Genomic DNA, 23,486 nt, shown 5'->3' with positions numbered 1-23,486 from the left:
TTAGGAGAAATTAAGTGAACACATTGTTAAAACATACGCTTACAGCAAGTATCTTATCAACTATGATGGCAGGTACAGCTTTTGCTGCTCCAAGCGAAGCACCACCTGCATTTGTAAAAAAAGTGGCTGATGGCCTCATTACACGTTTAAAAGCAGACCACGCAAAACTACAAAATAACCCTGCGGCTGTGAAAACGATTGTTCGTCAAAATTTAGATCCGTATATCGATTCACAAGCGTTCACACGTATCGTTATGGGTACGTATGCAACGAATCAATACAGCTCAGCGGCTCAACGTGCGCAGTTTGAACGTAACTTCCGTGCAACACTGATCGAAAACTATGGTTCAGCTTTTGCCAAGTTTAGTAACCAAACGTATAGCATGCGTCCATATAAAGCGTCGAACAGTAAGAACCCTGTTGTAACGATTGATTTCCATAACAACGGTGAAAAAATTCCAGTTTCTTTCCAGTTGGCGGATAAAGGTTCACAATGGAAAATCCGTAATATCAACGTTTCGGGTATCGACCTAGGCCTACAATTCCGTAATCAGTTTGCGGCCACTGTAAAACGTAATGGCGGTAACATAGATAAAGCAATTGCGAACTTCAAACCTGATGCTGATGCAGCATTAGACAAGAAAAAATAAGATAGGTGATGTGTGATTAAACTTCATCAACAAGAATTGATGGTTTCAGGCAAAATCGATTACAACAATGCCGAATTGTATTATCAAGACGGCTTGAAATTGATTCAACAACAGCAAGCTTTTCCCTTAGTGGTCAATCTTGCTGAGCTTGAGCATGGCAGTACTTTAGCTTTAGCTGTTTTGGTTCGTTGGTTACGTCAAACGCCAAAAGCGCAAGGTTTACAGTTTAAAGCAGTCCCTGAAAAAATGATGAAGATTATTCAAGCCTGTCATCTTGAGCATGACTTGCAATTGATCTAAATAAAAAAAAGCACCTTACGGTGCTTTTTTTTATTTTAGCGGGATAAGAAACTCTCGCAAGTCTACGCAATAGGAACGGATTAAATCCATTTCTTCCAGCGGAAATACATCAATGGGCCAATAAAGAATGCCACGATGATTAAGCTGACCACGATAAAACTGGTTGTACCATGCGCGAAGGGCAGTACATCGGTGTTCATCCCATAGACGCTAGCTACTAACATCGGTGGCGCAAGCATACTTGGTAAAATCGAGAATCGACGAATCGTATCGTTCTGTTCGGTGTTAATGAACCCAGAAGTGGTATCCAGTAAGAATCGAACCTTTTGGAACAAGAAGGCATCATGCTCAACAAGAGAGCGCACGTCTTCACTGAGTTCTCGGATGTCGGCATCATAAATATGACTGCCCAAGGCGCGAGGACGTGATAGGAAGGTGAGAACACGACGTAAATCGATCAGACACAGCTGAGCTTTCCCGAGCATATCTTCTAAATGCGCAAGTCGGGTAATCATGTCATCTAAGTCTAAAATCATTTCACGATGACGGTTATTCAGCACTTCTGTGGAATACTTTTCTAAATCCTTGTGGATATCTTCCAAGATATCCGCAAGCTCATCGAGTTTGGCTTCTAAAAGGCCCAATAAAATCCAAGTTGGATCTTTATAGTCAATTTCATAGTCATTACGACGCGCGCGGGCACGAAAGGCACGGAAAGCTACCAGCTTTTCACCCCGTAAAGTGAATAAGCGTTCTTTATGTAAAATAAAGGCAACTGTTTGTACGGTAGCTAAGGTGCTAGCATTTTCTTCGGGTTCACCATCGACCTGAAAATTTTTATTTTTCGTTAAAAAATAGGTGCTGATGTGCAAAATACCATCGTCATCACGGTAGAATCGTGCACTCGACGAAATATCTTCTAATGATTTTAATGTGGGTAAATTTTGATCATAGGCATCCATAATCCATTGCTGCTCTTCCTGAGACGGGGCAATGAGATCGAGCCAGACTAAATCCTGATGTAAATCGAAGTCACCATTGATGGTGACATCTTCTAAGCTACCGCGCTCTGTCGCGTAAAAGGCTTCAAGCATGTTGTCTTTTCCCCTTACGCAGTAAGTTAAAAATGAATGGGTGTATTTTAGACAAGGATTTGCTTAAAAACACTGTTCTAATGATTATTTTATGAAAAAATCTGTTTAAAGTTGATTTTTCCAGCATAGTACTCCTGATCTGATGGTGATTATAAATGAAATCTATCGCAATTTTCTGTGGTTCCGCCCTTGGTAACAATCCTATCTATTTACAGGTGGCTGAAAAAGTCGGTCGTCATTTAGCGGCCCAAGGTATTACATTAGTCTATGGTGGTGGCCGTTCAGGTTTGATGGGTGTCGTGGCAGATAGTGCTTTGCGTGCAGGTGGGCAAGTCGTTGGGGTGATTCCAAAAGTCTTGGTCGATAAAGAATTGGCACATCCAGATTTAACTGAATTGCATGTGGTAGAAAATATGCAACAACGGAAAACCAAAATGTCTGAACTCTCGGATGGATTTGTAGCGATTCCAGGTGGAGCAGGGACTTTAGAGGAAATTTTTGAGCAGTGGACGTGGGCTCAATTGGGCATTCATTTAAAGCCATGTGCCTTTCTCAATGTAGATGGTTTTTATGACGATTTATTGAATTTTCTAAAAACAACTGCAGAAAAAGGCTTTACCCATCCGCGTTTTATCGAAGGCTTAATTGCAGAAGATAATATTGAAACGATTGTTGAGCAGTTTCAACATTTCACTGCGCCAGAGCCGAAATGGGGCATGGTTGAACGTACAGCCTTTATTGCGGATTTGGAACAAGATAGATGAAAATTATCACTGTTGCCGCAGCCATTATTTTAAATGAACAGCATGAACTTTTAGTGGTTCGTAAAAAACACACGGCATTCTTTATGCAAGTAGGTGGCAAGTTAGAACCCAATGAAGCTCCTGAAATCACCATGCTACGTGAAATTCAGGAAGAAATTGGCTGCGCTGCGCAGATTGAACAATTCATTGGCCGTTTTGAAACGGCCGCTGCGAACGAAGCAGATCATCTACTGGTGAGTTATGTCTATCTGGTCCAGTTGCAAGGTGAACCGAAAATTGATGCGGAAATTGCAGCGATGCAATGGGTCAGCTTGGATGATACACAAACAAAACTCGCCCCTTTAACACGTGAGGTGGTGATTCCTTGGGTGAAGCAGCAGACTCGATCTCTTGCTGAAAGCTAAACCGCTTCGCTTGTTCATTTTCTTTAGAGGTTGATGTTTGAAACTAAGGCTGTGCCGCAGCAATGCATGCGGCATATACCTGCGTGCAATGTAGCTGATGTAACAGCTTGCTTAATGCATGGATTGAACTTCCCGTGGTCACCACATCATCAATGATGAGGACTTTACGGAAACGGTGTTTTTCAGTTGGGTTGATAATAAATTGTTGTTCGATATTTTCTAGGCGTTCTAGCCGACTCAAGCCTTTTTGAGCGTGCTGTGCTTGACGAATCACGGGTTGCCAAACAGGGATGCATAATTGCTTTGCCATCATGTGTGCAACGAGTAGCATTTGGTTGTACCCACGGTCTTTGAGGCGTTCTACTGAAATAGGCATGGGGACGATGGCTTGAACTCTAGCTAAGCGCAAGCTTAAAAGGCTCTGTGCCAGTAAATTGTGATAGTGCAATTGTTGCTCATACTTATAGCTTTGGATGATGCGATCTATTGGAAAATCATAGTGAAAGGCACAAGAGATGCTGTGTTCATGGCGATTAACCATTTGTTTAAACCAAGGCAGTTGTTCCCAGCAGTCAATACAAAGCGAATGATGTTGTTGTCGATCGATACCACAAAGCAGGCAAGGGGAAATGCTCTGCATTCCTTTTTGGATGAAGTGTTGGATAGATTGGAGCATATTTTTATTCTAATCATTCTTTTTTGAGTATTCTGCACAGTTTGTGGTGAAGTGCAATCACAACACCACAGAAACCTTTTCGACAAGCTTATTGGTTAAAGCCAATCTGTATTTTAGGATGATCGATCTGTCATCCTAATTATACATAGGCATAACGAGGTGCTTCAGGCAGCCATCGTTTTAAAAGGGCTTGAGCCTGTGCAGGATAATCATTTAGGACTTGTTGAGCCACATAGTGTGCCTGATTGAGTAAATGGTCATCTCGCTCCAATTTGGCTACACGAAAGCCCATATCTCCCGTTTGTTTGGTGCCGAGAAGTTCACCGGGGCCGCGAATTTCCAAATCTTTTTCAGCAATAATAAAGCCGTCATTGGTTTCACGCATGATGCGTAAACGCTCTTGCCCATTTTGCGATAAAGGATTTTTATACAGCAAAGCACAGAAACTGGCTTTGGCACCACGCCCTACACGACCACGTAGCTGATGTAATTGTGAAAGCCCTAAGCGTTCTGCATTTTCAATTACCATGATTGAGGCATTTGGGACGTCAACACCGACTTCAATCACTGTGGTTGCAATCAGTAATTGCAATTCATTATTTTTAAATTGCTGCATCACTGCTTGTTTTTCATCGGCCTTCATTTTGCCGTGAACAAGACCAATATTGAGGTCTGGAAAGCGTTCTTTAATTTCATTAAAAGTCGCTTCAGCGGCCTGAGCATCTAAAGTTTCTGATTGTTCAACTAAGGTACAGACCCAATAGGCTTGTTTACCTTCAGCACAATTGCTGGCAATCCGCTGTAGCACTTCTTCACGACGGTCAAGTGGAATAGTGACTGTTTGAATCGGTGTACGACCGGGCGGCAGTTCATCAATGACGGAGGTATCTAAGTCGCCATAAGCCGACATGGCCAAGGTACGAGGAATAGGGGTTGCCGTCATCACAAGTTGATGCGGTGTCATGCCATTGAGACCTTTGTTTCGTAGCGCCAAACGCTGATCGACGCCAAAACGGTGTTGTTCATCAATAATCACTAAACCCAATTTGGCAAATTGTACATTGTCCTGAAATAAAGCATGCGTGCCGACCACTAAATTGGCTGAACCATCTTGAATACATTGTTCTGCCGCAGCTCGAGCCTTACCTTTTTGTTTACCGGAAAGCCAAGACACGGTCAGTCCCATAGGCTCAAACCATTTTTTGAAATTTAGATAATGTTGTTCGGCCAAAATTTCTGTCGGCGCCATCATGGCCACTTGCCAACCTTCCTCAAGAGCATGACAGGCTGCAACGCCTGCAACCAAAGTTTTACCTGCACCTACATCGCCTTGTACGAGTCGAAGCATAGGTTTGTTCTTTTTCAGATCGACCGCAATTTCTTTGGACACGCGTTTTTGTGCGCCGGTCATTTCAAATGGCAGCGTACTTAAAAGTTGTTTGGTGAAGTTCTTGCTTGCAGAGAAAGACGGTGCTTCGATTTGTTGAATATAGGCACGGCGGCTGAGTAAACTGACCTGATGGGCAACCAATTCTTCGAAAATTAAACGTTGCTGTGCAGGATGAGAACCTTGGCTCAGTTGCAACATATTGGCATCGACAGGGGGATGATGAATATAGTCCAAAGCCTGTTTTAGTGCATAGCCATTGGTGAATTTTTCTGGCAGTAATTCAGGTAAGTCATCACTATATAACTGTAGTGCTTGTTTGACGTATTCACGTAGTTTGGGCTGTGTTAAGCCTTCGGTTGCAGGGTAAATCGCAGTGAGTTGGGTTTGTGGTAAAGGCGTGTGTTCAGTAATTACCTGTAGTTCAGGATGATACATTTCTAAGCCACGAGCACCAACACGGACTTCACCAAAAATCCGTAAACGATTGCCCGGTTTTACCCGATCAGTAATGCCTTTGTAGATATGGTAAAAACGTAAAGTAACTTTGCCACAGTCGTCATCCAGTAGGGCGGCCATCGATTTACGCTTACCGGGTGGGAAGTCGATACTTTTGACCGTGCCTTCTAGTAAATAACTTCGACCCACGGTCAATTGGTTCATGGGGATGATCGTGCTACGATCTTCATAGTCGCGTGGCAGATGAAACAAAAGATCATCTGTCGTGAAAATATTTAGTTTTTCAAGTAAAGCAGCGGCGGCATTGCCAACCCCTTGCAATTGATGGACGTAAGCCATGTCCCCTCAACTTCGGTTTATATGATCTAAATGGATCAGTTCTGAGAATAGGTCGTTTGATGCATATTCTATTTATCGGTTATGGTAAAACATCGCAACGTGTTGCTAAACAATTATTTCAGCAAGGTCACCAAATTACCACAGTGAGTCGTAGTGCGAAAGAGGATGATTTTGCAGAACATTTAATCCAAGATGTTCACCAACTGGATTTATCGCAGGTTCAACCGATTGATGCTGTCTATGTTCTTTTGGCTCCTGCACGTCATGCTCAATTCAATGCTGTGGATGCTTATCGATACACTTATGTCGATTCTGTACAGCCGATTGTTCAAGCATTAGCAAGTCATCCAATACAACGTTTAATCGTGGTGTCGTCCACTCGTGTCTATGGTGAACATGCGGGGGAGCGCATTGATGATGACACTGTGCCACAACCGATCGATGAGCAGGGGATGTTGTTACTTGAAATGGAGCATCACTACTCACAAGCATTTCCTACCGAATGCGTGATCGTACGTCCATCTGGGATTTATGGCACATCGACAACACGAATGCAGAAACTGGCAGAAACGACTCATCACTATCCCAATATCCATTGGTCAAATCGAATACATATCGATGATTTGGCAAAATTTCTGTGTCATCTACTTCACGTGGAACATCATGAAAAATCATATATTTGTACTAATAATCAACCTCAACCTTTGCATGAGCGAATCTTGGAATTGCAAAGAGCTATGCATTTACCCGAATTGGTTTTAGAGTGCGAAGCAGAAACAGGGAAAAAGCTTTATGCAACGCGGATGATGGAGAGTGGTTTTAAGTTGGCGCACGATTGATTGTGATGTGTAGTGTAAAATTGGTGTGACGTATAAATTTCAGTGCAGCTTGGTGAGTATTAAAAAAATTCTATAAATGAATAAGATAGGTCTTTTACAACATGGATTGTTCAAATTTTCGAATGGATCTCAAAGGCTAAAAATTAAATAATGACAAAATCATTTGCTGAACTTACTCAGAATCTACCCCATAGACCGATTTTGGAAAAAGCTTTGAGTTATTTTGAGAATTTACCAAAGATCGCGATTGATTGTGGTTGTGGTGCAGGAAATGAATCATCATTTCTACTCCGTCATCATTTTAAAGTATATGCATTTGATCCGTCTGTTGACGCTAAAAATATCTGTCTAATTAAATTTAAAGACAATAAGAATTTTTTATTTTCTAATCAGGCCTTTGAAGACTATAGCTTTCCTGAAGCTAGTTTAATTATTGCTTTATTCAGTTTATTTTTTGTTCAACGGATTCGCTTGAAAGTGTTTTAAAGAAAATGCAGGAATCCTTAAGTGAGCAAGGCATCTTACTCATACAACTGTTAGGGAAAGATGATGATTGGGTAAATAATTTTTCTGAAAAATTTATAGGTTTTAACAGGAAGAGCTTAAACAATTGTTTGATGCGGACTTTGATATTATTTATATCGATGAATTTAAAGGCAATAAACCGCTAGCCAATGGAAATCCAAAATTTTGGAATGTACATACCTTAATTTTAAAAAAGAAAATATTAAATACTTTTGTATAGTCCAAAAAATAGAGACAAGCTTTTTACAACTTGTCCCTAATTTTGCTCAAATTCTTTTGCTTTTATAGTGAAAAAAATCAGAACCGTTTATTTTTTCTTACGTTTCAAGCGCTTTTTAGCTTGTTCCGCAGCAACTTTATCAAGTGCTTCTTTTAACTCTTCATCACTAAAGGTCGTAATGTGCTGCAACATTTGCAGGGTCACATCATCCAAAACGAGGTTGGCATATTGCGCAACATTTTGGAAATTTTCATCAAACACAATGGCGTTGTTTTCATTGGTGCTGATATAACCTTGTTGTGTTAAGACTTTAATAAAGCTTTGGAATAAGGCCTTATCAAAGAACTCAGGCGAGTTAAATTCATACAACACAGATAGACGTTGACCAACCAAGTGACTGAGTTCTTCAACCTGACGCGTCGAGATATTGCCTGAACCACGTTGTGTGATTAAAGCCAAAGTCATGTAGTAACGCTCAAGACTTTGCATCACAGGTGCAGCTAAGACCACTAACTGATTGTGCTGCTCTGAGTTAGGCGCAGGGGAGATCAGGTTGCCTTCTGCATCTTCAGAAATCAGCTTGGCTTTGATCAGCACTTCAGCATACGCACAGATCTGATCTTTAAGCTCTTCATTATTCCATTTGAGGAATAACTCAGCTTTTAAGAACGGATACAGTGTACGAATGACATTAATCAAATCACCACGGCGAATTGAACCATTATGTTCAACCAAAGCGGCAATGAGTGATGGCAAAATAAATGCGTGCAGGATGTTGTTACGGAAGTAGGTTAACAGCACCGCTTGATTATCAGCAATGGCAATAATATCGCCAAGGACATGATTAACACGTTTGATCAGCTTGAGTTTTAAACCATAAGCAATGATTTCTTTACCTGACAGCGGTGTTACTTGCATGCGCTCATCGTAAGGTAAGGCATTTAAAAGATCGCGATAGGTATCTAACTGCTTAATGCAAATCTCTTCATCTAAAGTATGTTTAGATGTCGCCAATAAAATCAGTGAAAGCAATGAAACCGGGTTCACCACTGCTGCACGGTTAATATTTTCTAAAATCACGTGTGCAGAACTGTTAATGGCATCCGAAACTTCTGGCGGAATTGGGTCGTCATTTTTCTCGATTTTGATGTTGCTTGCATTATGCTGTTTCAACATATCATCAAGGAAAACCGGCTCACCAAAGTTCAAATGAACTTTACCGAAAATACGTTCGATCTTACGCAGTGTTTTCATAATCCCGATGATTGATTCGCCTTCTTTTGGCTTACCATTCATTTCGCCAACGTAGGTCGCACCTTCCATTAAACGCTCATAACCAATATAGGTCGGTAAGAACACGATCGGTTTGGCTGGATTACGTAAATGACCATGGACAGTCATCGCGAGCATGCCAGTCTTCGGTGGTAATAAGCGACCAGTACGTGAACGACCCCCTTCGATGAAGTATTCAAGTGGTGTATTGCGCGCCAAAATACTATAGAGGTATTCTTTAAATACGGTGGTATAGAGACCATTGCCACGGAATGAACGACGAATAAAGAACGCACCGCCGCCACGTAAAATTTGCCCGACAAATGGCATGTTCAAGTTATCGCCCGCAGCAATGTACGGCACCATCAAACCACGCTTATAGATCACATATGACAATAATAAATAGTCGATATGACTACGATGGCATGGGGTGTAAATGATCTCGTAGTCTTTGGCCAGTTCACGAACGGTACTGAAGTTATGCACTTCGACGCCATCATAAAGCTGTGTCCACAGACGAGTCAGGGCTAAGTCAGCAAAACGTACTGTTGATGCAGAATAGTCAGAAACGATTTCATTTAAATAACCAATCGCACGACGTTCAGCTTCAACCATGCTGATTTTACTGCGAATGCTTTCACGACGAATCGCATCTTGCACATCCGTAGATTTGATCAGGCCATGCATCACATTACGACGGTCAGATAAATCCGGACCCAAAACCACTTCACGCTGCACATCTAAATAATCATTCAGTGTGCTAACAATATAAGTCGCAGGTGACAAGTTTGGATGTGTAGTTTTGGCATATTCAACCAAACGACGCAAAGACTGTGGCTCATGGAATTCAAGGTACGATTGACGACCGTGCAAACCAATATTGACCAGCTGCTTCACTTTGCTTGGTGTAGACCATGTATCGGTAAATAATAATTTAAACCAAGAATCTTCTTTATCGGGTTCACGGCCCCACAGCACGGTTACAGGAACGAGCTCAACATCCGCATTAGGATTTTTTTCCAAAACCTCAATTAAACGTAATAAACGAGGTGGAAAGGCATGTGGCGGTGGATTGAGTAAGTTGTCTTCATCATGATGTTGTAAAAACACCACAGAGGCTTTTTCTGTTTGCGTACCCACAGTCATTGGGTCGAGTGCAGGGTGTAGCTTTAAACGACGGGTTTCACCATCGACAATTAAAGCATTACTCCGTGAATGATTTTGCAGAACGTAGCAGGTAATTTTCGTTGTCTGTACGCCGGTATCTGTATCGGTTTCAGTCACTACAGGTTCTACAGGGACTTCACCTAAAACATGCGGTGTTACCACAAGGTCAAGCAGTTTACTCGAAAGCTTTCGATACATCTGACCAAAGCCGCTCTTGGACATACAAACTCCTACTTTTCATGACCAAACCACAGAGATTCTGAGGGGAATCTATTCTGCGTAATTGTACTTAAAAACTGTATGTCATTTTCTGACAAATTGCATAGATATTGTAAGATTTTATCGTTAAAAAACGTATTTTTAGCAGTTATATTGCATCAGCAAGGTGACAGATCAGTCAGCGAATCTTTAGGGTTTTAGTCTGGATTTATGGCAAAATGGAAAATATATTTAAACATCTGTTGATGTTGCCTGCATTAGCTTAATCCCGAATGATAGATAGGTTTGTTATGAATGCCTTAACACAAGAGTTGGTTGATTTACTCAGTCTTGAAAAATTAGAAGAAAATATTTTTCGTGGGCAAAGCCGAAATTTGGTCGGGAAACGTGTCTTTGGTGGACAGGTTTTAGGTCAGGCGCTACGTGCGGCATCTTATACAACAGATCGACCTGCCCATTCCTTACATGCCTATTTCTTATTCGGCGGTGATATCAATGCACCGATCATTTATGAAGTGGATCGTATTCGCGATGGACGCAGTTTTGTGAGTCGTCAGGTTCGTGCGATTCAACATGGTAAAACCATTTTTATGTGTATGGTGTCATTTGCAGAGCAAGAAGAAGGGTTGAACTACCAAGTTGCAGAGCCAGAATATCCAGCCGTGGAAGATTTAAAATCTGAAGCTGAGCTGAAAAGAATGATGGTGGAATTTGTCCCTGAAAACGTCCGTGCATCTTTTATGCGCGACCGCCATGTGGAAATTCGCCCGATTGATCCGCAAAACCCGTACCAACCGCAGCCTGCTGCGCCATCGTATGCACACTATATTCGTACCCATGACAAAATTGCTGCTGACGTTGATGATATCTCATTACATCAGGCTATTGCGGCATTCTATTCAGACTTTACGCTGATGACGACTGCACTACGCCCACATGGTTTAAGTTATTTATCACCAAGTTTGCAGTGTGCGAGTATTGATCATGCCATGTATTTCCATAAGCCATTCCGTGTGGATGAATGGATGCTTTATGACATGGATGCCACAGTCAGTGCCAGTTCACGTGGTCTAAATTTCGGTCGCATGTGGCAAAACGGTGAATTGGTCTGTAGTACGACACAAGAAGGCTTGATCCGTTTACGCGAAATTGAAACCCAATAAGCTTTGAACAAGATGTGTTAAGTAGTAAAAGCTGAATACTGAAAAAACCGAATCAGAAGATTCGGTTTTTTATTAGCTTTATTTATCTGTATGAGCCTACTCGTAGATTTGATCTATCTCGTTAGTGTCTTTCGGCATAGGTTAAATTAAGCTGAATTCGTGCTTTGCAGAAATGCAGTAGTACATGTGACAAAAAATTCCTCGATTCACAGAGGGTCACATGGCATAGTGCCTGAATAAAGGATGATAAATGCAAGGCACAATGAGCTTAAATACGCAGATTTTAATTGCCGCAATATTGGGTGTGGCATTTGGCTTTTTATTAATTCAGTTTCCAGAGACGCAGTTTTTATCCGCCAGTCTGTATGGCTTGGGGATTGCCAGTAGTATTTTTATTGGCTTGCTGAAAATGATCTTGGTTCCGTTGATCTTTAGTTCGATTGTGGTGGGGGTATCGAATTTACAAGCGGGTGGTCAGCTGAGTCGAACGTGGAAAATTACCTTAGCGTGCTGTGTCACTACCACAACTTTGGCACTGATCTTGGGTCTAGCATGCGCGCATATTTTTAAAGTCGGGCAGGGCGTGGACATCGTCATGTTCCAAGATGCAATGCAACAGCATCAAAGTCCTGACACCCTCACAGCAGGTTCATTCTTTACCAATTTTATTCAAAATACACTGATTAATCCGTTTAAAGCCTTTAGTGATGGCAATGTACTCGCTGTCGTGGTGTTTTCACTATTTCTAGGTGTGGCCTTGGTCAAAGGCGGTGAAAAGTTCCGAAGCGTGAGAAAGCTCAGTCAGCAATTTTTCGACATCATGATGATGATCATCGGCTGGGTGATGAAGCTTGCACCGATTGGTATTTTTGCATTATTGGCTAAATTGATTGCTACAGAAGATATTTCGGTGTTGAGTCGCCTCGCGGAGTTTGCTGCCGTAGTCACAGGGACGACGATTTTCCATGGGGCAGTGGTGTTACCTCTGCTGCTATGGATTTTTGGGAAAATGAGCCCACTGACTTTCTTTAGAGGAACACGAGCTGCCTTAATCACTGCTTTTGCAACCAGTTCAAGTTCAGCAACGATGCCACTGTCGATGAAATGTGCGCAGGAAAATTTAGGTGTACGTCCTCAAATGGCAGGCTTTGTAATTCCATTGGGCACGCAGTTGAATATGGATGGTACAGCGCTATATGAAGCTGCCGCGGCATTATTTATTGCCAACTTGATGGGCTTAGATTTAACCTTGGGGCAGCAGTTAATTGTCTGTGCAACCGCCATGATTGCGTCACTCGGCGCACCGGGTATTCCAAGCGCTGGAATGGTGACGATGATTATGGTTTTACAATCAGTCGGACTCCCTGCAGAAGCGATTGCGATTTTACTGCCGATAGATCGACTCTTAGATACAGTACGGACTGTGGTGAACGTACAGGGCGATATGATGATTAGTGTAGTGGTGGATCGTCATACGCGAGATGTAGATGAACCAGCGTTGTCGAATTAAGCAGATAAAGAACTAAAATGTGGGGTGTAGACGATCTCCCACAGATGTCCATCTAAGTCTTGAAAATAGCCTGCATAACCACCGTAAAACGTAGGCTGTGCGGGCTTAATAGTTTTTGCACCTGCGCGTTGGGCTTGGTGCATGATTTGATCGACGGCTGCGGGACTGTTGACGTTATGACCAAGAGACATTTGAGTTGGACAAAATACTGATGTATTGATGTCTGTGTCATGACTAAGGCTATCTTGCGGCCAGAGTACGAGCTTTAAACCGTGTTGTAAATCAAAAAATGCCACAGCGCCATGTTCAAATTCAGTCCCAATAATCCCTGCGCTATTTAGACCTAAACCCTCTTGATCAAACGCGAATGCAGCATGTAAATCTTTCACGGCCAGTGTAATGACGGAGATGTGAGCGTGCATGGAGATGCTCCTGAATGGCTTATTTTTATTTTAGGATGAGACTGAGTATAAATACATTTTAAAGAGAATAGGGAACTCGGAAGAACTGTACTTTAAACCTCGAACTTATGACGACCCTATTCATCTTAAGTTTGTTGATTGCTCAATAAAAAAAATAAAGCGTAATGGATGTGAGCACTAAAAAGCAGGGCGAACCCTGCTTAATACAGATTTTAAAGTGGTGTTTAAGCGACTTTCAGTGCGGCACGTTTTGCAGCAGGAGAATTATCGAGGTAAGCAATCGCATCTTCCGTTTTTGCTTCATGCACAGGATCGTACCAAGGCATTAAATACCCCAATTGCTGCGACACTAACCAAAGTGGATGTGGCAATAAGCGATTGTCTTTTTGCGCGATACGCGCCCATTCACGCCAAATCCACGGTTTATATACGGCAGGTTTAATCGATGCATAGCGCGAGTCTTGCTGCATGATATGTGCTGCACCATCGACCCATAGACCAAGTACGGCTGCAATTACGATCACACTTTGATAATAGCGAGAAATATAGCCCCCACCAAGATGACGATACAAATCAAAAGCCACGGTACGATGTTCTATTTCCTCTGCACCATGCCATTTTACTAGATCGAGCATATTCGGATCAGCGCCGAGGCGTTCCCACTCTTTGTTATATAAAGCATATTTACCTAGTACACAGGTCATGTGCTCAACCGTTGCAATCACCCCTAAACGAAAGAGATCCCATTGATGATCCAAAGCTTTAGGTACGTTGAGCCCTAGAGGTTGGTCCGCAAGCAGTTTGCCAAAGAGAAAGTCCATGATTTCGAGGTTGCGTTGAATACTGATATTGCGCTGAGACAGATATTCTTTATTGGCAGAGTTATGTGCTTGAGCATGCATGGCTTCTTGGCGGATGAATGCTTTAACGTCCTCTGCTAATTTTTCATCTCTAATTTGTGGCAATACTTTGTTATACAAACGGCAAAACCAAAACTCACCTGCAGGTAAGATCATATTAATTTCATTAATAAAATAGCTAACAAAAGGTTGGTTGGGCACCCAGTCAACTTGAGTATCTTGCCACTCAAATTTCACTTTACGTGGTTTAATTTTATATTCGATTGATGATCCAAATTTTGTGTTTCTCAAGCGGGAGAGTAATTTCATGACCTATCCTTGTTTTTATGTGATCGAGTGCACATCTGATGTATTCAGTATCCAAAAAAAATCCTGCATTGTGATTAGCAATACAGGACATTTCATTATCTTCAGAAGATACTTTTTGTCAGACAATCATTCTTGCGCTGACTTTAAAATTACTCGATTAGTGGTCTGATTTTTTGTCTTCAGCTTGGGGTAAATCTTCAGATGTAGTGTGGAAGTCATTGAATGCTTCCGCGTCCACATCGATTTCAATATCATCTTCCGATGCTTCAGGTATGCTGTCGAGATCAAACTCTGTGGATTGCTCTAGAGTGAAGTTTAGACGACCCGCCATGACACTCGCTAACTCTTCTAAACCTTGTTTATTCAATGATGAGAACAATTGGATAGAGAAGTTAAGCTTCATTTTTTTCAATGCCGCTTTCACTTCTTGTAGTGCTTTAGAGGCTGGGCCACGGTTTAATTTATCTGATTTGGTGAGCAGTACATGCACGAACAATTTACGTGAATGTGCCCATTCCAACATCATGACGTCAAAATGTTGTAGTGGATGACGGATATCCATCAACAGCACAAGACCTTGTAAACTTTCACGGTGTATCAGATAGTTTTCTAACTCTTTTTGCCACACGATTTTCATCGCTTCAGGTACAGCGGCATAGCCATAACCCGGTAAGTCGACCAAACGCTGATCAGGATTTCCTAAACTGAAAAAGTTGATCATTTGGGTACGACCCGGTTTTTTCGATGCACGAGCCAATTGTTTTTGGTTGGTGAGCGCATTAATGGCACTCGACTTACCCGCATTTGAGCGGCCAGCAAAGGCAATTTCATAGCCGGTATCTTCAACGCAGAGGTTGAGTTTAGGCGCACTCATTAAGAACTCAGCTTTGCGTAGCCAGTTGAGCGAGCGCACAGCATATTCAGTAATCGCAGAGTCTACTTTTTTCTCGTAAGTAATCTTTTGCTTCGGCGCATTGGCCGCTTTACTGTTTCGTGATTTTCCTCTGTGCTGATGCATAACCCAACTTCAATAACTGATTTAACAACACGTATTATAAAGGAAGTCGGGCAGGCAAGCGAATTTTGTCGCAAGCAAAGTGAAATTAGAGATTGATCAGTTGAATCGGAGATTGTGTTGTAAATTTAGATGCGCTGCTTGGTTGTAAAACATCGGCAAGTTTGTACTGATCGAGACTTTGATAAAACTGTTCTAAAGCTTGGTCTAAGAGGCTTTTTAAACCACACTGACTGCGTAGTACGCAGGGTGGGTCATTGCATTCTACTATCTGGTGATGGCCTTGCAGAATTCGTACGATTTGACCGAGCTGAGCGTCAAGTGCTTCAGGGTTTAAGCGAATGCCGCCACCTTTGCCGCGGCTGGTGATTAACCAGTTTTGTTTTGCCATAAAATGCACAATTTTCACCAAGTGATTACGCGAAACATGCAGGTCTTCTGCAATTTCAGCAATGTTATAAGGCACATCACGAGGGCGTGCGATATAGAGCAAAATGCGTAATGCATAATCGGTGAATTTATTGAGTTGCATGATAATACTGTGAGTCTGAGAGAAATAAATAAGGGCTAGTCTAGCATAACTAAACTAACCCTTTGTATTTCAGGTGAATAGCTTAGTTAGTGTTTTACACCACCAGTGCCGAAAGCTTCGCTGTGAATATTGCTAGCAGGAATACCACGAGCAATTAAAGCTTTCTGTTGTTCAGCCATAAATGGCATTGGACCGCAAAGGTAATAATCCGCATTGATCGGTAACAGTGCAGTATCCATGCTGCCTAAGTCTAGACGACCAGCAGCATCATAATCTTCACCTAATTTATCATTAGCATGAGGGAACTCATACGCTGTAAAAGTGCTAAGACGTGGGTATTTTGCTTCCAAATCCTGAATGTGTTTATGCATTGCATGCACTTGTTTGCTACGGCAGGCATGGATAAAGGTTACAGGTTGTGGCATGTCTAAAGTCACCAATTGATTCAGCATCGCAATCATTGGTGTTAGACCTACACCACCACTGATAAAGACATTGCGTTTTTGTGAATCAATCAGGAAGAAATTACCTGTTGGTGCAGACACTTCGATTTCTGAACCGATCTCCAAGCCATGCAGTGTATTCGATACCCAACCTGGAACCAAGTCACCTTTCTGATCTTCACGTTTTACAGAGATACGTAAGTAGTTGTCTTGCGGGCTGGTCGACAGTGTATATTGACGTGGCTGTTTTAGACCCAGCTCATCGACCAATACACGTACAGAAATGTACTGACCTGCTTCATATTTTGGTAAATCACCACCATCAGAAGGCTCAAGGTAGAATGAGGTGATTTCATCACTTTCAGCCACTTTTTTCGCGATTTTGAAATTACGCCAACCTAACCAACTGCCTTTAGTTTGCTGATGTTGCTCATAAATCGCTTTTTCAGTGCTGATAAACAAGTCTGCCAATTGTCCATATGCTGCTGCCCAAGCGGCAATCAGTGGATCTTCCATTGAAATGCTTAATACTTCACTGATCGAGTGCAGCAAATTTTCGCCGACAATATTATAGTCTGGCGCTTGAATGTTAAGACTCACATGTTTATGCGCAATTAATTCTACAACTGGTAAAAGTACAGATGGGTCCTCAATATTTTCAGCATAAGCCAATACAGCACCCGCCAAAGCTTGTGCCTGAGCACCGCTGCGCTGATGTCCCATGTTAAAGGTTTCTTTGAGGTCAGGGTTATTGCCCAACATACGATTATAGAAGTAACCAGTCAGCGCGACACCATTTTCACGTAGAACAGGAACAGTAGCTTTTACTAGGTCAATTTGCTGCGGAGTCATAGCTGATCTCTCATGGCTGTTATTTATAAGATGTATTTAAAATACATTTTTAAATACATCCGCGCAATACATGTTTTAGTAAAAACCATAAAAAAAATATGGGATATTAAAATATCCCATAAATTCAGCATAGATAATCGTAATGGCGAATTATTTTTTACCAAACAGTGAACCTAGCAAACCGCGTACGATTTTCTGACCTGTCGACCCGCCCAAGCTGCGTGCAGCACTTTTTGCAAAAGTTCCTACCGTGTCTTGAATCAGTTTTTCACGTTGTTTGGCTGAACGCTCAGCTTCTTTTTGTTGTTCGCGCGCAAGGCGTTCTTGTTCACGCGCTTGCTGTTTAGCGAGTGCATCTGCATCTTTGGCTTGTTGTTTGGCTAACGCTTCTTGTTCTTTGGCTTGTATTTTATCTTGTTCCGCTTGGATGGCTTGTTGTTGGCGCTCCGCCACTTTATTTTGCAAAAGTTCATAGGCACTTTCACGGTCTGCTTCGGTGTCATACACACCTGCGACAACACTATTTGCCATCAGAGCTTTGCGTTCTTCTGTAGCAATTGGGCTAAATGAAGAGTAAGGAGGCATCACCCAAGCACGTTCAACGATTTGAGGTGTGCCTTGTTCATCTAGACAGCTAATCAGTGCTTCACCTACAGCCAGTTCCGTAATCACTTGATCGACTTTAAACGCAGGATTGGCTCGGAAAGTATCTGCTGCAGTTTTAACTGCTTTCTGATCTTTCGGAGTAAATGAACGTAGCGCATGTTGAACACGGTTACCCAGTTGTCCTAAAACACTCTCGGGTAGGTCAAGTGGGTTTTGCGTTACAAAGTAAATGCCGACGCCTTTAGAGCGAATCAGACGAACCACTTGTTCAATTTTTTCTTGTAAAGCAGAGCTGGCATTATCAAACAATAAATGCGCCTCATCAAAGAAAAACACAAGTTTGGGTTTATCCATATCTCCAACTTCGGGCAATTGTTCAAATAGTTCTGATAGCATCCAAAGTAAGAAAGTCGCATAGAGCTTAGGGGTATTCATTAACTTGTCGGCTGCGAGTAGGTTGATGTTGCCACGACCTTGCTCATCCGTTTGAATGAAATCCATGATATTGAGCGCAGGCTCACCAAAAAACTTGTCACCACCTTGATCTGCCAATGCGAGCAAATTACGTTGAATTGCACCTAAGCTTGCAGGTGATAAATTGCCATATTCATTTTTAAATTCTGCTGCATGTTCACTGACGTAGCTGATCATGGCTTTTAAGTCTTTAAAGTCGATGAGCAATAAGCCCTGATCATCGGCAATACGAAAGACCGCAGATAACACACCTTCTTGCGTGTCGTTTAAATTCAGAATTCGGGCAAGGAGCAGTGGACCAATTTCAGAAATGGTGGTGCGAATGGGATGTCCTTGTTCACCAAACAAATCCCAAAACACCACAGGGGAGGCAGCAAAAGGAATGCTCTCGATATTTAAACTTTTAATTCGTTCGTCAAACTTAGGATTGCTTTCACCTGCTTTGGCAAGGCTAGAAACATCCCCTTTGGCATCGGCTAAAAATACGGGTACACCCAGCCGAGAAAAACTTTCTGCCAACACCTTCAACGTCACCGTCTTACCAGTACCTGTAGCCCCAGCGATCAAACCATGGCGGTTCGCAAATTGTGAATGAAGCACCACATCTTGTGTAGTGTCTTGTGTTTTTTTGCCAATAACAATTGGTGTACCCATAGATGTTCCTGTATTTATTCGAGTTGCTGTTTATTTAAATGTTGTAGTGCGTTTTCTATATCTTGTATTAAATCTGCAGGATGTTCTAGTCCTATACAAAAGCGAACCAGTAAGCCGGTTTGAATATGTGAATGTTCGAGTACACGCATATCTTTTAAGTTATATAACATGACTAAACTGACTGGGCCACCCCAGCTAAAACCGAGTTTAAATAGTTTCAGCGCATCGCAAAAACGGCGTACATCTTGCAAGCTATATTTTTCATTAAATACCACGCTGACCAAGCCGGCACTGTGTTGTTCTGTACAAATTTCTTTCCAATACTGATGTCCTGCGGAAGCTTCATCAGCAGGATGTAAAACCTGTACAAAGGCTGGCTGTTGTTTTAGCCAATTTAATAAAGTTAAAGCACTTTGTGACTGGTGTTCATAGCGCAGGCGCATTGAAGGCAGACTGCGTTGTACTTGCGCGGCATCATCACCAGAGATACTAATGCCTTGAATGGCGTGGGCACGAAACAGTTGGTGATGAAGCTTTTTATCTCGTGTAATTACCGAGCCCATTAAAATATCGCCACCACCACTTGGGTATTTGGTTAAGGCATGCACACTGATATCGACACTCAGATGTTCAGCGCTAAAATCAAAAGCATTAAAGGCAAGTCCTGCGCCCCATGTATTGTCCAGTGCAGTGAGTATGTTATGTGCTTGGGCTTTTTTGACCAAGCCGACTAAATCTGGAAACTCTAAAGTGACAGAACCTGCTGCTTCTAACCAGATGAGCTTGGCTTGCGCTGAAGGTGTGAATGAGTTCACATCAATCGGGTTATAAACCTTGACCACGATGCCATAGCGGGTTTCTAGGTTACGCAGATGTTCCATATTTGGGCCATAGATATTATCTGCGACCCACACTTCATCCCCTTGACTTAAAAAACATGAATTGACCAAATTAATTGCAGATAAACCGCTTGGTGCGAGTAAGTGATACAAGCCACCTTCAATCTGAGCAATCTGATCGCCTAGGGTAAATGTAGTGGGTGTACCATGTGTGCCATAGCTATAGTCATAATCATCAGTCCAATGGCGATTAAATAGCGCATCTGTATTTTCGAAAATTATAGTGGATGCACGAAACAGGGGAGGTTGAACACTATTGATGTATTGCGGTGCCTTTCTTGGTGCATGAATGAGTTCGGTTTGAGGATTCTTTTTCACGTGGCGCTCTGAAATGATCAAAATAATAATGAATGTTCAAAAGAATACGACTAAAACGCATGGATTTACGATGCTTTTGTATAGAAAATTAAGTGAAAAGCAAAGTTGGCTTCATTCTTGCAAAACCGATATCAGAGCAACAACAATAGGTTTAGCGCATGAAGTCGCATTTAAAAGTACATTATTTTCAGCATATTGCTGGCGAAGGGTTCGGCAGTTGTTATGAATTTTTAAAACAGCATCAGGCCAAAATTACGGCCACAGAATTCTTTGCATTACCTGTCGATCAAGCCTTAGATCTCGAGGCTTTGCCGCATGTTGAAGATGTCGATTTACTTATCATTATGGGTGGGACCATGAGTGTGAATGATGAGGCCAATTTCCCATGGTTAAAAATAGAAAAACGATGGCTGCGACGCTATTTAGCCCTCGGCAAACCCGCAATCGGGCTTTGTTTAGGTGGGCAATTGATTGCCAATGCTTTGGGCGGTGCAGTGAGTCGAAATGCACAACAAGAATTGGGTTGGACGACCATCCGTAAGGTCGCTAACGTACCGCATGACTGTTTTAAACTACCTGAAGAGTTTAAAGTCATGCAGTGGCACAGTGAAACATTTGAAATTCCCAAAGGAGCGGTATTACTGGCGGAAAATGATGCATGTCGTAATCAAATGTATCAAATTGGACAAAATGTTTTGGGCTTTCAATTTCATCCTGAAATTACCCCTGAAGTACTCGATTTATTTTTGGAAAATGATGAAGAGGTGGCATTTTTTTCAGGAACACATGTACAGCCAGTACATGATCTGCGGAAAAGCGCAAAAAACAAATTTATTGAGGGAAATCAAATACTAAACCAAGCAATAGAGTATGTATTAAGAAAAAATGCCAGTTGATTAAAAGTTAAGCAATTGATCTTGCATAAAAAATGAAAAATATAAGAAAAACAGCAAAAGGGATTTGCTTATGCATTAAACAATAGCTATAATAAGCGACCCTTTGATGAAGGGGGTTAGCTACGAATAAAGTAGTTAACATCGTGACAGTCACGGCATCGATCGTGACCTTAGTGATATTTCACTGCTCTTGACACTTGCCTCTTTTAAAAGTGGGGTGAGATGCGTCAAGGGTGATTCTTTATATATTTGGCTTGGAGTTAACTGGTATGTCTAACCAGAGAATTCGTATCCGTCTTAAGTCTTTTGATCACCGTTTAATTGATCAATCAGCTCAAGAAATCGTAGAAACAGCAAAACGTACTGGTGCACAAGTTTGTGGTCCAATCCCGATGCCTACACGTATCGAACGTTTTAACGTTTTAACATCACCACACGTTAACAAAGATGCGCGTGACCAATACGAGATCCGCACTTACAAACGTTTGATCGACATCGTTCAACCTACAGATAAAACTGTTGATGCATTGATGAAGTTAGATCTTGCAGCTGGTGTTGATGTTCAGATCGCTTTGGGTTAAGGCTTTCGGTTAATTAACGCTCTAAGTTAATTAGGCCGCTTTTTTAGAGGTTTATGCACATGGCTATTGGTTTAGTCGGTCGCAAGTGCGGTATGACACGTATCTTTACAGATGCTGGTGTTTCTGTACCTGTAACAGTGATTGAGGTTGATCCTAACCGCATCACACAAATCAAAACGCTTGAAACTGATGGTTATCAAGCGATTCAAATCACTACTGGTGAACGTCGCGAATCTCGCGTAACTAACGCTCAGAAAGGTCACTTTGCGAAAGCTGGTGTTGCTGCTGGTCGTCTAGTTCAAGAATTCCGCGCTACAGAAGCTGATCTTGAAGGTCGTGAAGTTGGCGGAACTATCGGTGTAGATGTGTTCACAGTGGGTCAAATCGTTGACGTTACTGGTACATCTAAAGGTAAAGGTTTCCAAGGTGGTGTTAAGCGTTGGAACTTCCGTACTCAAGACGCTACACATGGTAACTCTGTATCTCACCGTGTTATCGGTTCTACAGGTCAAAACCAGACTCCTGGTCGCGTGTTCAAAGGCAAAAAAATGCCTGGTCACTTAGGTGCTGAACGTGTAACTACACAGGGTCTTGAAATCGTTGCTATCGACGCAGAACGTTCAGTTCTAGTTGTTAAAGGCGCGGTTCCTGGTGCTACTGGTGGCGACGTTACTGTTCGTCCTACTATCAAGGCCTGAGGGGAAATAACGTGAATTTAAATACTGTTTCCGGCTCTGCTGTTGAGTTATCTGAAGTTGCGTTTGGTCGTGATTTTAACGAAGCTCTTGTACACCAAGTTGTTACAGCTTACTTAGCTGGTGGTCGTCAAGGTTCTAAAGCGCAAAAATCACGTGCTGACGTTTCTGGCGGTGGTAAAAAACCTTTCCGTCAAAAAGGTACTGGCCGCGCTCGTGCTGGTTCTATTCGTAGCCCAATCTGGGTTGGCGGTGGTAAAACTTTTGCTGCTCGTCCACAAGACTGGTCTCAAAAAGTAAACCGTAAAATGTATCGCGGTGCTATGCAATGCATCCTGGCTGAGCTTGTTCGTCAAGATCGCCTTGTTTTAGTTGAAGAGATTGCTGTTGCAGCTCCAAAAACTAAAGAATTGCTTGCAAAACTTAACGACTTGAATGCACCTCGTGCATTAATCGTTACAGATGCTGTTGATGAGAACTTGTATCTTGCTGCTCGCAACATTCCACACGTTGATGTGGTTGATGCTGCTGCAATCGATCCTGTTAGCTTGATCGCGTTCGATAAAGTTGTTATGTCTGTTGCTGCTGCTAAGAAAATTGAGGTAGAACTCGGATGAACAACGAACGTATCTATCAAGTCCTACAAGGACCTGTATTCTCAGAAAAAGCACAAGTTTTAGGCGAAACTGCTGGTGTTCAAGTGTTCAAAGTTGCACTAGATGCAAACAAACTTGAAATCAAAAAAGCCGTTGAGCAACTATTTGGTGTTCAAGTTGTTAAAGTTAACACAACGATCACTAAAGGTAAGACTAAACGCTTTGGTAAAACATTAGGACGTCGTTCTGATGTTAAAAAAGCATACGTCACCCTGAAAGCTGGCCAAGATGTTGAAATGGCTGACTTGGGCGATACCGCTGAAAACGCAGCGGAATAAGGACGAAA

At 42.1% G+C, this 23,486-nt stretch carries 23 protein-coding genes and 1 pseudogene; 13 read left to right on the top strand and 11 right to left on the bottom strand.

Annotated features, from left to right (window positions below; genetic code table 11):
* The first annotated feature begins 14 nt into the window (after window positions 1-14).
* Window positions 15-650, top strand: a complete 636-nt coding sequence (locus G0029_RS13770; protein ID WP_078189299.1) for a phospholipid-binding protein MlaC — start codon at window positions 15-17, stop codon at window positions 648-650.
* 39 nt (window positions 651-689) lie between these two features.
* Window positions 690-950 carry a lipid asymmetry maintenance protein MlaB gene (locus tag G0029_RS13765; RefSeq protein ID WP_218945760.1) on the top strand — a complete coding sequence of 87 codons (261 nt, stop codon included), beginning with the start codon at window positions 690-692 and terminating at the stop codon, window positions 948-950.
* 80 nt (window positions 951-1,030) lie between these two features.
* On the opposite strand, the gene G0029_RS13760 is transcribed toward G0029_RS13765, so the two are convergent.
* On the bottom strand, window positions 1,031-2,044 hold the full coding sequence (locus G0029_RS13760) for a CorA family divalent cation transporter (protein ID WP_078189297.1): 1,014 nt from the start codon (window positions 2,042-2,044) through the stop codon (window positions 1,031-1,033).
* Window positions 2,045-2,199: 155 nt separating this feature from the next.
* Between G0029_RS13760 and G0029_RS13755 the strand changes: the two genes are divergently transcribed.
* Window positions 2,200-2,808, top strand: coding sequence for a TIGR00730 family Rossman fold protein (locus G0029_RS13755; protein WP_180084603.1), 609 nt, complete (start codon window positions 2,200-2,202; stop codon window positions 2,806-2,808).
* The gene (locus G0029_RS13750) at window positions 2,805-3,212 is read left to right on the top strand and encodes an NUDIX hydrolase (protein WP_180106901.1); all 408 of its coding nucleotides are present in this window, start codon (window positions 2,805-2,807) and stop codon (window positions 3,210-3,212) included. Before G0029_RS13755 ends, G0029_RS13750 begins: the two co-directional genes overlap by 4 nt.
* Window positions 3,213-3,255: 43 nt before the next feature.
* On the opposite strand, the gene G0029_RS13745 is transcribed toward G0029_RS13750, so the two are convergent.
* Window positions 3,256-3,888 carry a ComF family protein gene (locus tag G0029_RS13745; protein WP_180106903.1) on the bottom strand — a complete coding sequence of 211 codons (633 nt, stop codon included), beginning with the start codon at window positions 3,886-3,888 and terminating at the stop codon, window positions 3,256-3,258.
* Between the two features lie 139 nt (window positions 3,889-4,027).
* On the bottom strand, window positions 4,028-6,073 hold the full coding sequence (gene recG / locus G0029_RS13740) for an ATP-dependent DNA helicase RecG (protein ID WP_180106904.1): 2,046 nt from the start codon (window positions 6,071-6,073) through the stop codon (window positions 4,028-4,030).
* A gap of 59 nt (window positions 6,074-6,132) precedes the next feature.
* Here recG and G0029_RS13735 point away from each other — a divergent pair, with 59 nt between their 5' ends.
* Entirely contained in the window at window positions 6,133-6,912 is a 780-nt protein-coding gene (locus tag G0029_RS13735) for an NAD-dependent epimerase/dehydratase family protein (RefSeq protein ID WP_180106906.1), read from the top strand.
* 150 nt (window positions 6,913-7,062) lie between these two features.
* Window positions 7,063-7,657 (top strand): annotated as a pseudogene (locus G0029_RS13730) (methyltransferase domain-containing protein).
* Window positions 7,658-7,744: 87 nt separating this feature from the next.
* Here G0029_RS13730 and plsB read toward each other — a convergent pair.
* A complete protein-coding gene (gene plsB, locus G0029_RS13725; RefSeq protein ID WP_180106908.1) occupies window positions 7,745-10,318 on the bottom strand; it encodes a glycerol-3-phosphate 1-O-acyltransferase PlsB in 2,574 nt (857 codons plus the stop codon).
* 287 nt (window positions 10,319-10,605) lie between these two features.
* On the opposite strand from plsB, the gene G0029_RS13720 reads away from it, so the two are divergent.
* Both G0029_RS13720 and G0029_RS13715 read left to right on the top strand, forming a co-directional pair.
* Complete coding sequence (locus tag G0029_RS13720) at window positions 10,606-11,478, top strand: acyl-CoA thioesterase (protein WP_078189289.1); 873 nt, start codon at window positions 10,606-10,608, stop codon at window positions 11,476-11,478.
* A gap of 250 nt (window positions 11,479-11,728) precedes the next feature.
* Window positions 11,729-12,988, top strand: a complete 1,260-nt coding sequence (locus G0029_RS13715) for a dicarboxylate/amino acid:cation symporter (RefSeq protein WP_180109834.1) — start codon at window positions 11,729-11,731, stop codon at window positions 12,986-12,988.
* On the opposite strand, the gene G0029_RS13710 is transcribed toward G0029_RS13715, so the two are convergent.
* The 7 genes from G0029_RS13710 to G0029_RS13680 form a co-directional block, all read right to left on the bottom strand.
* Window positions 12,985-13,410: a VOC family protein gene (locus G0029_RS13710; RefSeq protein WP_180106911.1), complete on the bottom strand. Its 426-nt coding sequence runs from the start codon at window positions 13,408-13,410 to the stop codon at window positions 12,985-12,987. The genes G0029_RS13715 and G0029_RS13710 overlap by 4 nt on opposite strands.
* Window positions 13,411-13,634: 224 nt before the next feature.
* Window positions 13,635-14,579: a metal-dependent hydrolase gene (locus tag G0029_RS13705; protein WP_180106913.1), complete on the bottom strand. Its 945-nt coding sequence runs from the start codon at window positions 14,577-14,579 to the stop codon at window positions 13,635-13,637.
* Window positions 14,580-14,736: 157 nt separating this feature from the next.
* Window positions 14,737-15,597 (bottom strand): ribosome biogenesis GTP-binding protein YihA/YsxC, encoded by an 861-nt coding sequence (gene yihA, locus G0029_RS13700; RefSeq protein WP_180084610.1) that lies wholly within the window; start codon window positions 15,595-15,597, stop codon window positions 14,737-14,739.
* Between the two features lie 85 nt (window positions 15,598-15,682).
* Window positions 15,683-16,126, bottom strand: a complete 444-nt coding sequence (locus G0029_RS13695) for an RrF2 family transcriptional regulator (RefSeq protein WP_111885412.1) — start codon at window positions 16,124-16,126, stop codon at window positions 15,683-15,685.
* 86 nt (window positions 16,127-16,212) lie between these two features.
* Window positions 16,213-17,421 carry an NO-inducible flavohemoprotein gene (hmpA, locus tag G0029_RS13690; protein ID WP_078192460.1) on the bottom strand — a complete coding sequence of 403 codons (1,209 nt, stop codon included), beginning with the start codon at window positions 17,419-17,421 and terminating at the stop codon, window positions 16,213-16,215.
* A 150-nt stretch (window positions 17,422-17,571) separates the two neighbouring features.
* Entirely contained in the window at window positions 17,572-19,155 is a 1,584-nt protein-coding gene (locus tag G0029_RS13685) for a helicase HerA-like domain-containing protein (protein WP_180106915.1), read from the bottom strand.
* A gap of 14 nt (window positions 19,156-19,169) precedes the next feature.
* Window positions 19,170-20,372: a PLP-dependent transferase gene (locus G0029_RS13680; protein ID WP_180106917.1), complete on the bottom strand. Its 1,203-nt coding sequence runs from the start codon at window positions 20,370-20,372 to the stop codon at window positions 19,170-19,172.
* Window positions 20,373-20,530: 158 nt separating this feature from the next.
* On the opposite strand from G0029_RS13680, the gene G0029_RS13675 reads away from it, so the two are divergent.
* The 5 genes from G0029_RS13675 to rplW all read left to right on the top strand — a co-directional run bounded on the left by G0029_RS13675 (window position 20,531) and on the right by rplW (window position 23,478).
* Window positions 20,531-21,268, top strand: a complete 738-nt coding sequence (locus G0029_RS13675; protein ID WP_180106919.1) for a type 1 glutamine amidotransferase — start codon at window positions 20,531-20,533, stop codon at window positions 21,266-21,268.
* Window positions 21,269-21,537: 269 nt separating this feature from the next.
* Entirely contained in the window at window positions 21,538-21,849 is a 312-nt protein-coding gene (gene rpsJ / locus G0029_RS13670; RefSeq protein WP_000070912.1) for a 30S ribosomal protein S10, read from the top strand.
* 59 nt (window positions 21,850-21,908) lie between these two features.
* Complete coding sequence (gene rplC / locus G0029_RS13665) at window positions 21,909-22,547, top strand: 50S ribosomal protein L3 (RefSeq protein ID WP_078189280.1); 639 nt, start codon at window positions 21,909-21,911, stop codon at window positions 22,545-22,547.
* An 11-nt stretch (window positions 22,548-22,558) separates the two neighbouring features.
* On the top strand, window positions 22,559-23,161 hold the full coding sequence (gene rplD / locus G0029_RS13660) for a 50S ribosomal protein L4 (protein WP_078189279.1): 603 nt from the start codon (window positions 22,559-22,561) through the stop codon (window positions 23,159-23,161).
* The gene (gene rplW / locus G0029_RS13655) at window positions 23,158-23,478 is read left to right on the top strand and encodes a 50S ribosomal protein L23 (RefSeq protein WP_005012992.1); all 321 of its coding nucleotides are present in this window, start codon (window positions 23,158-23,160) and stop codon (window positions 23,476-23,478) included. Before rplD ends, rplW begins: the two co-directional genes overlap by 4 nt.
* Window positions 23,479-23,486 lie beyond the last annotated feature (8 nt).

It is taken from the genome of Acinetobacter sp. YH12138 (assembly GCF_015218525.1).
Taxonomy (GTDB): Bacteria; Pseudomonadota; Gammaproteobacteria; order Pseudomonadales; family Moraxellaceae; genus Acinetobacter; species Acinetobacter amyesii.
Note: the sequence above shows the minus strand (reverse complement) of the source record. Positions and strands in the feature narration are given on the sequence as shown.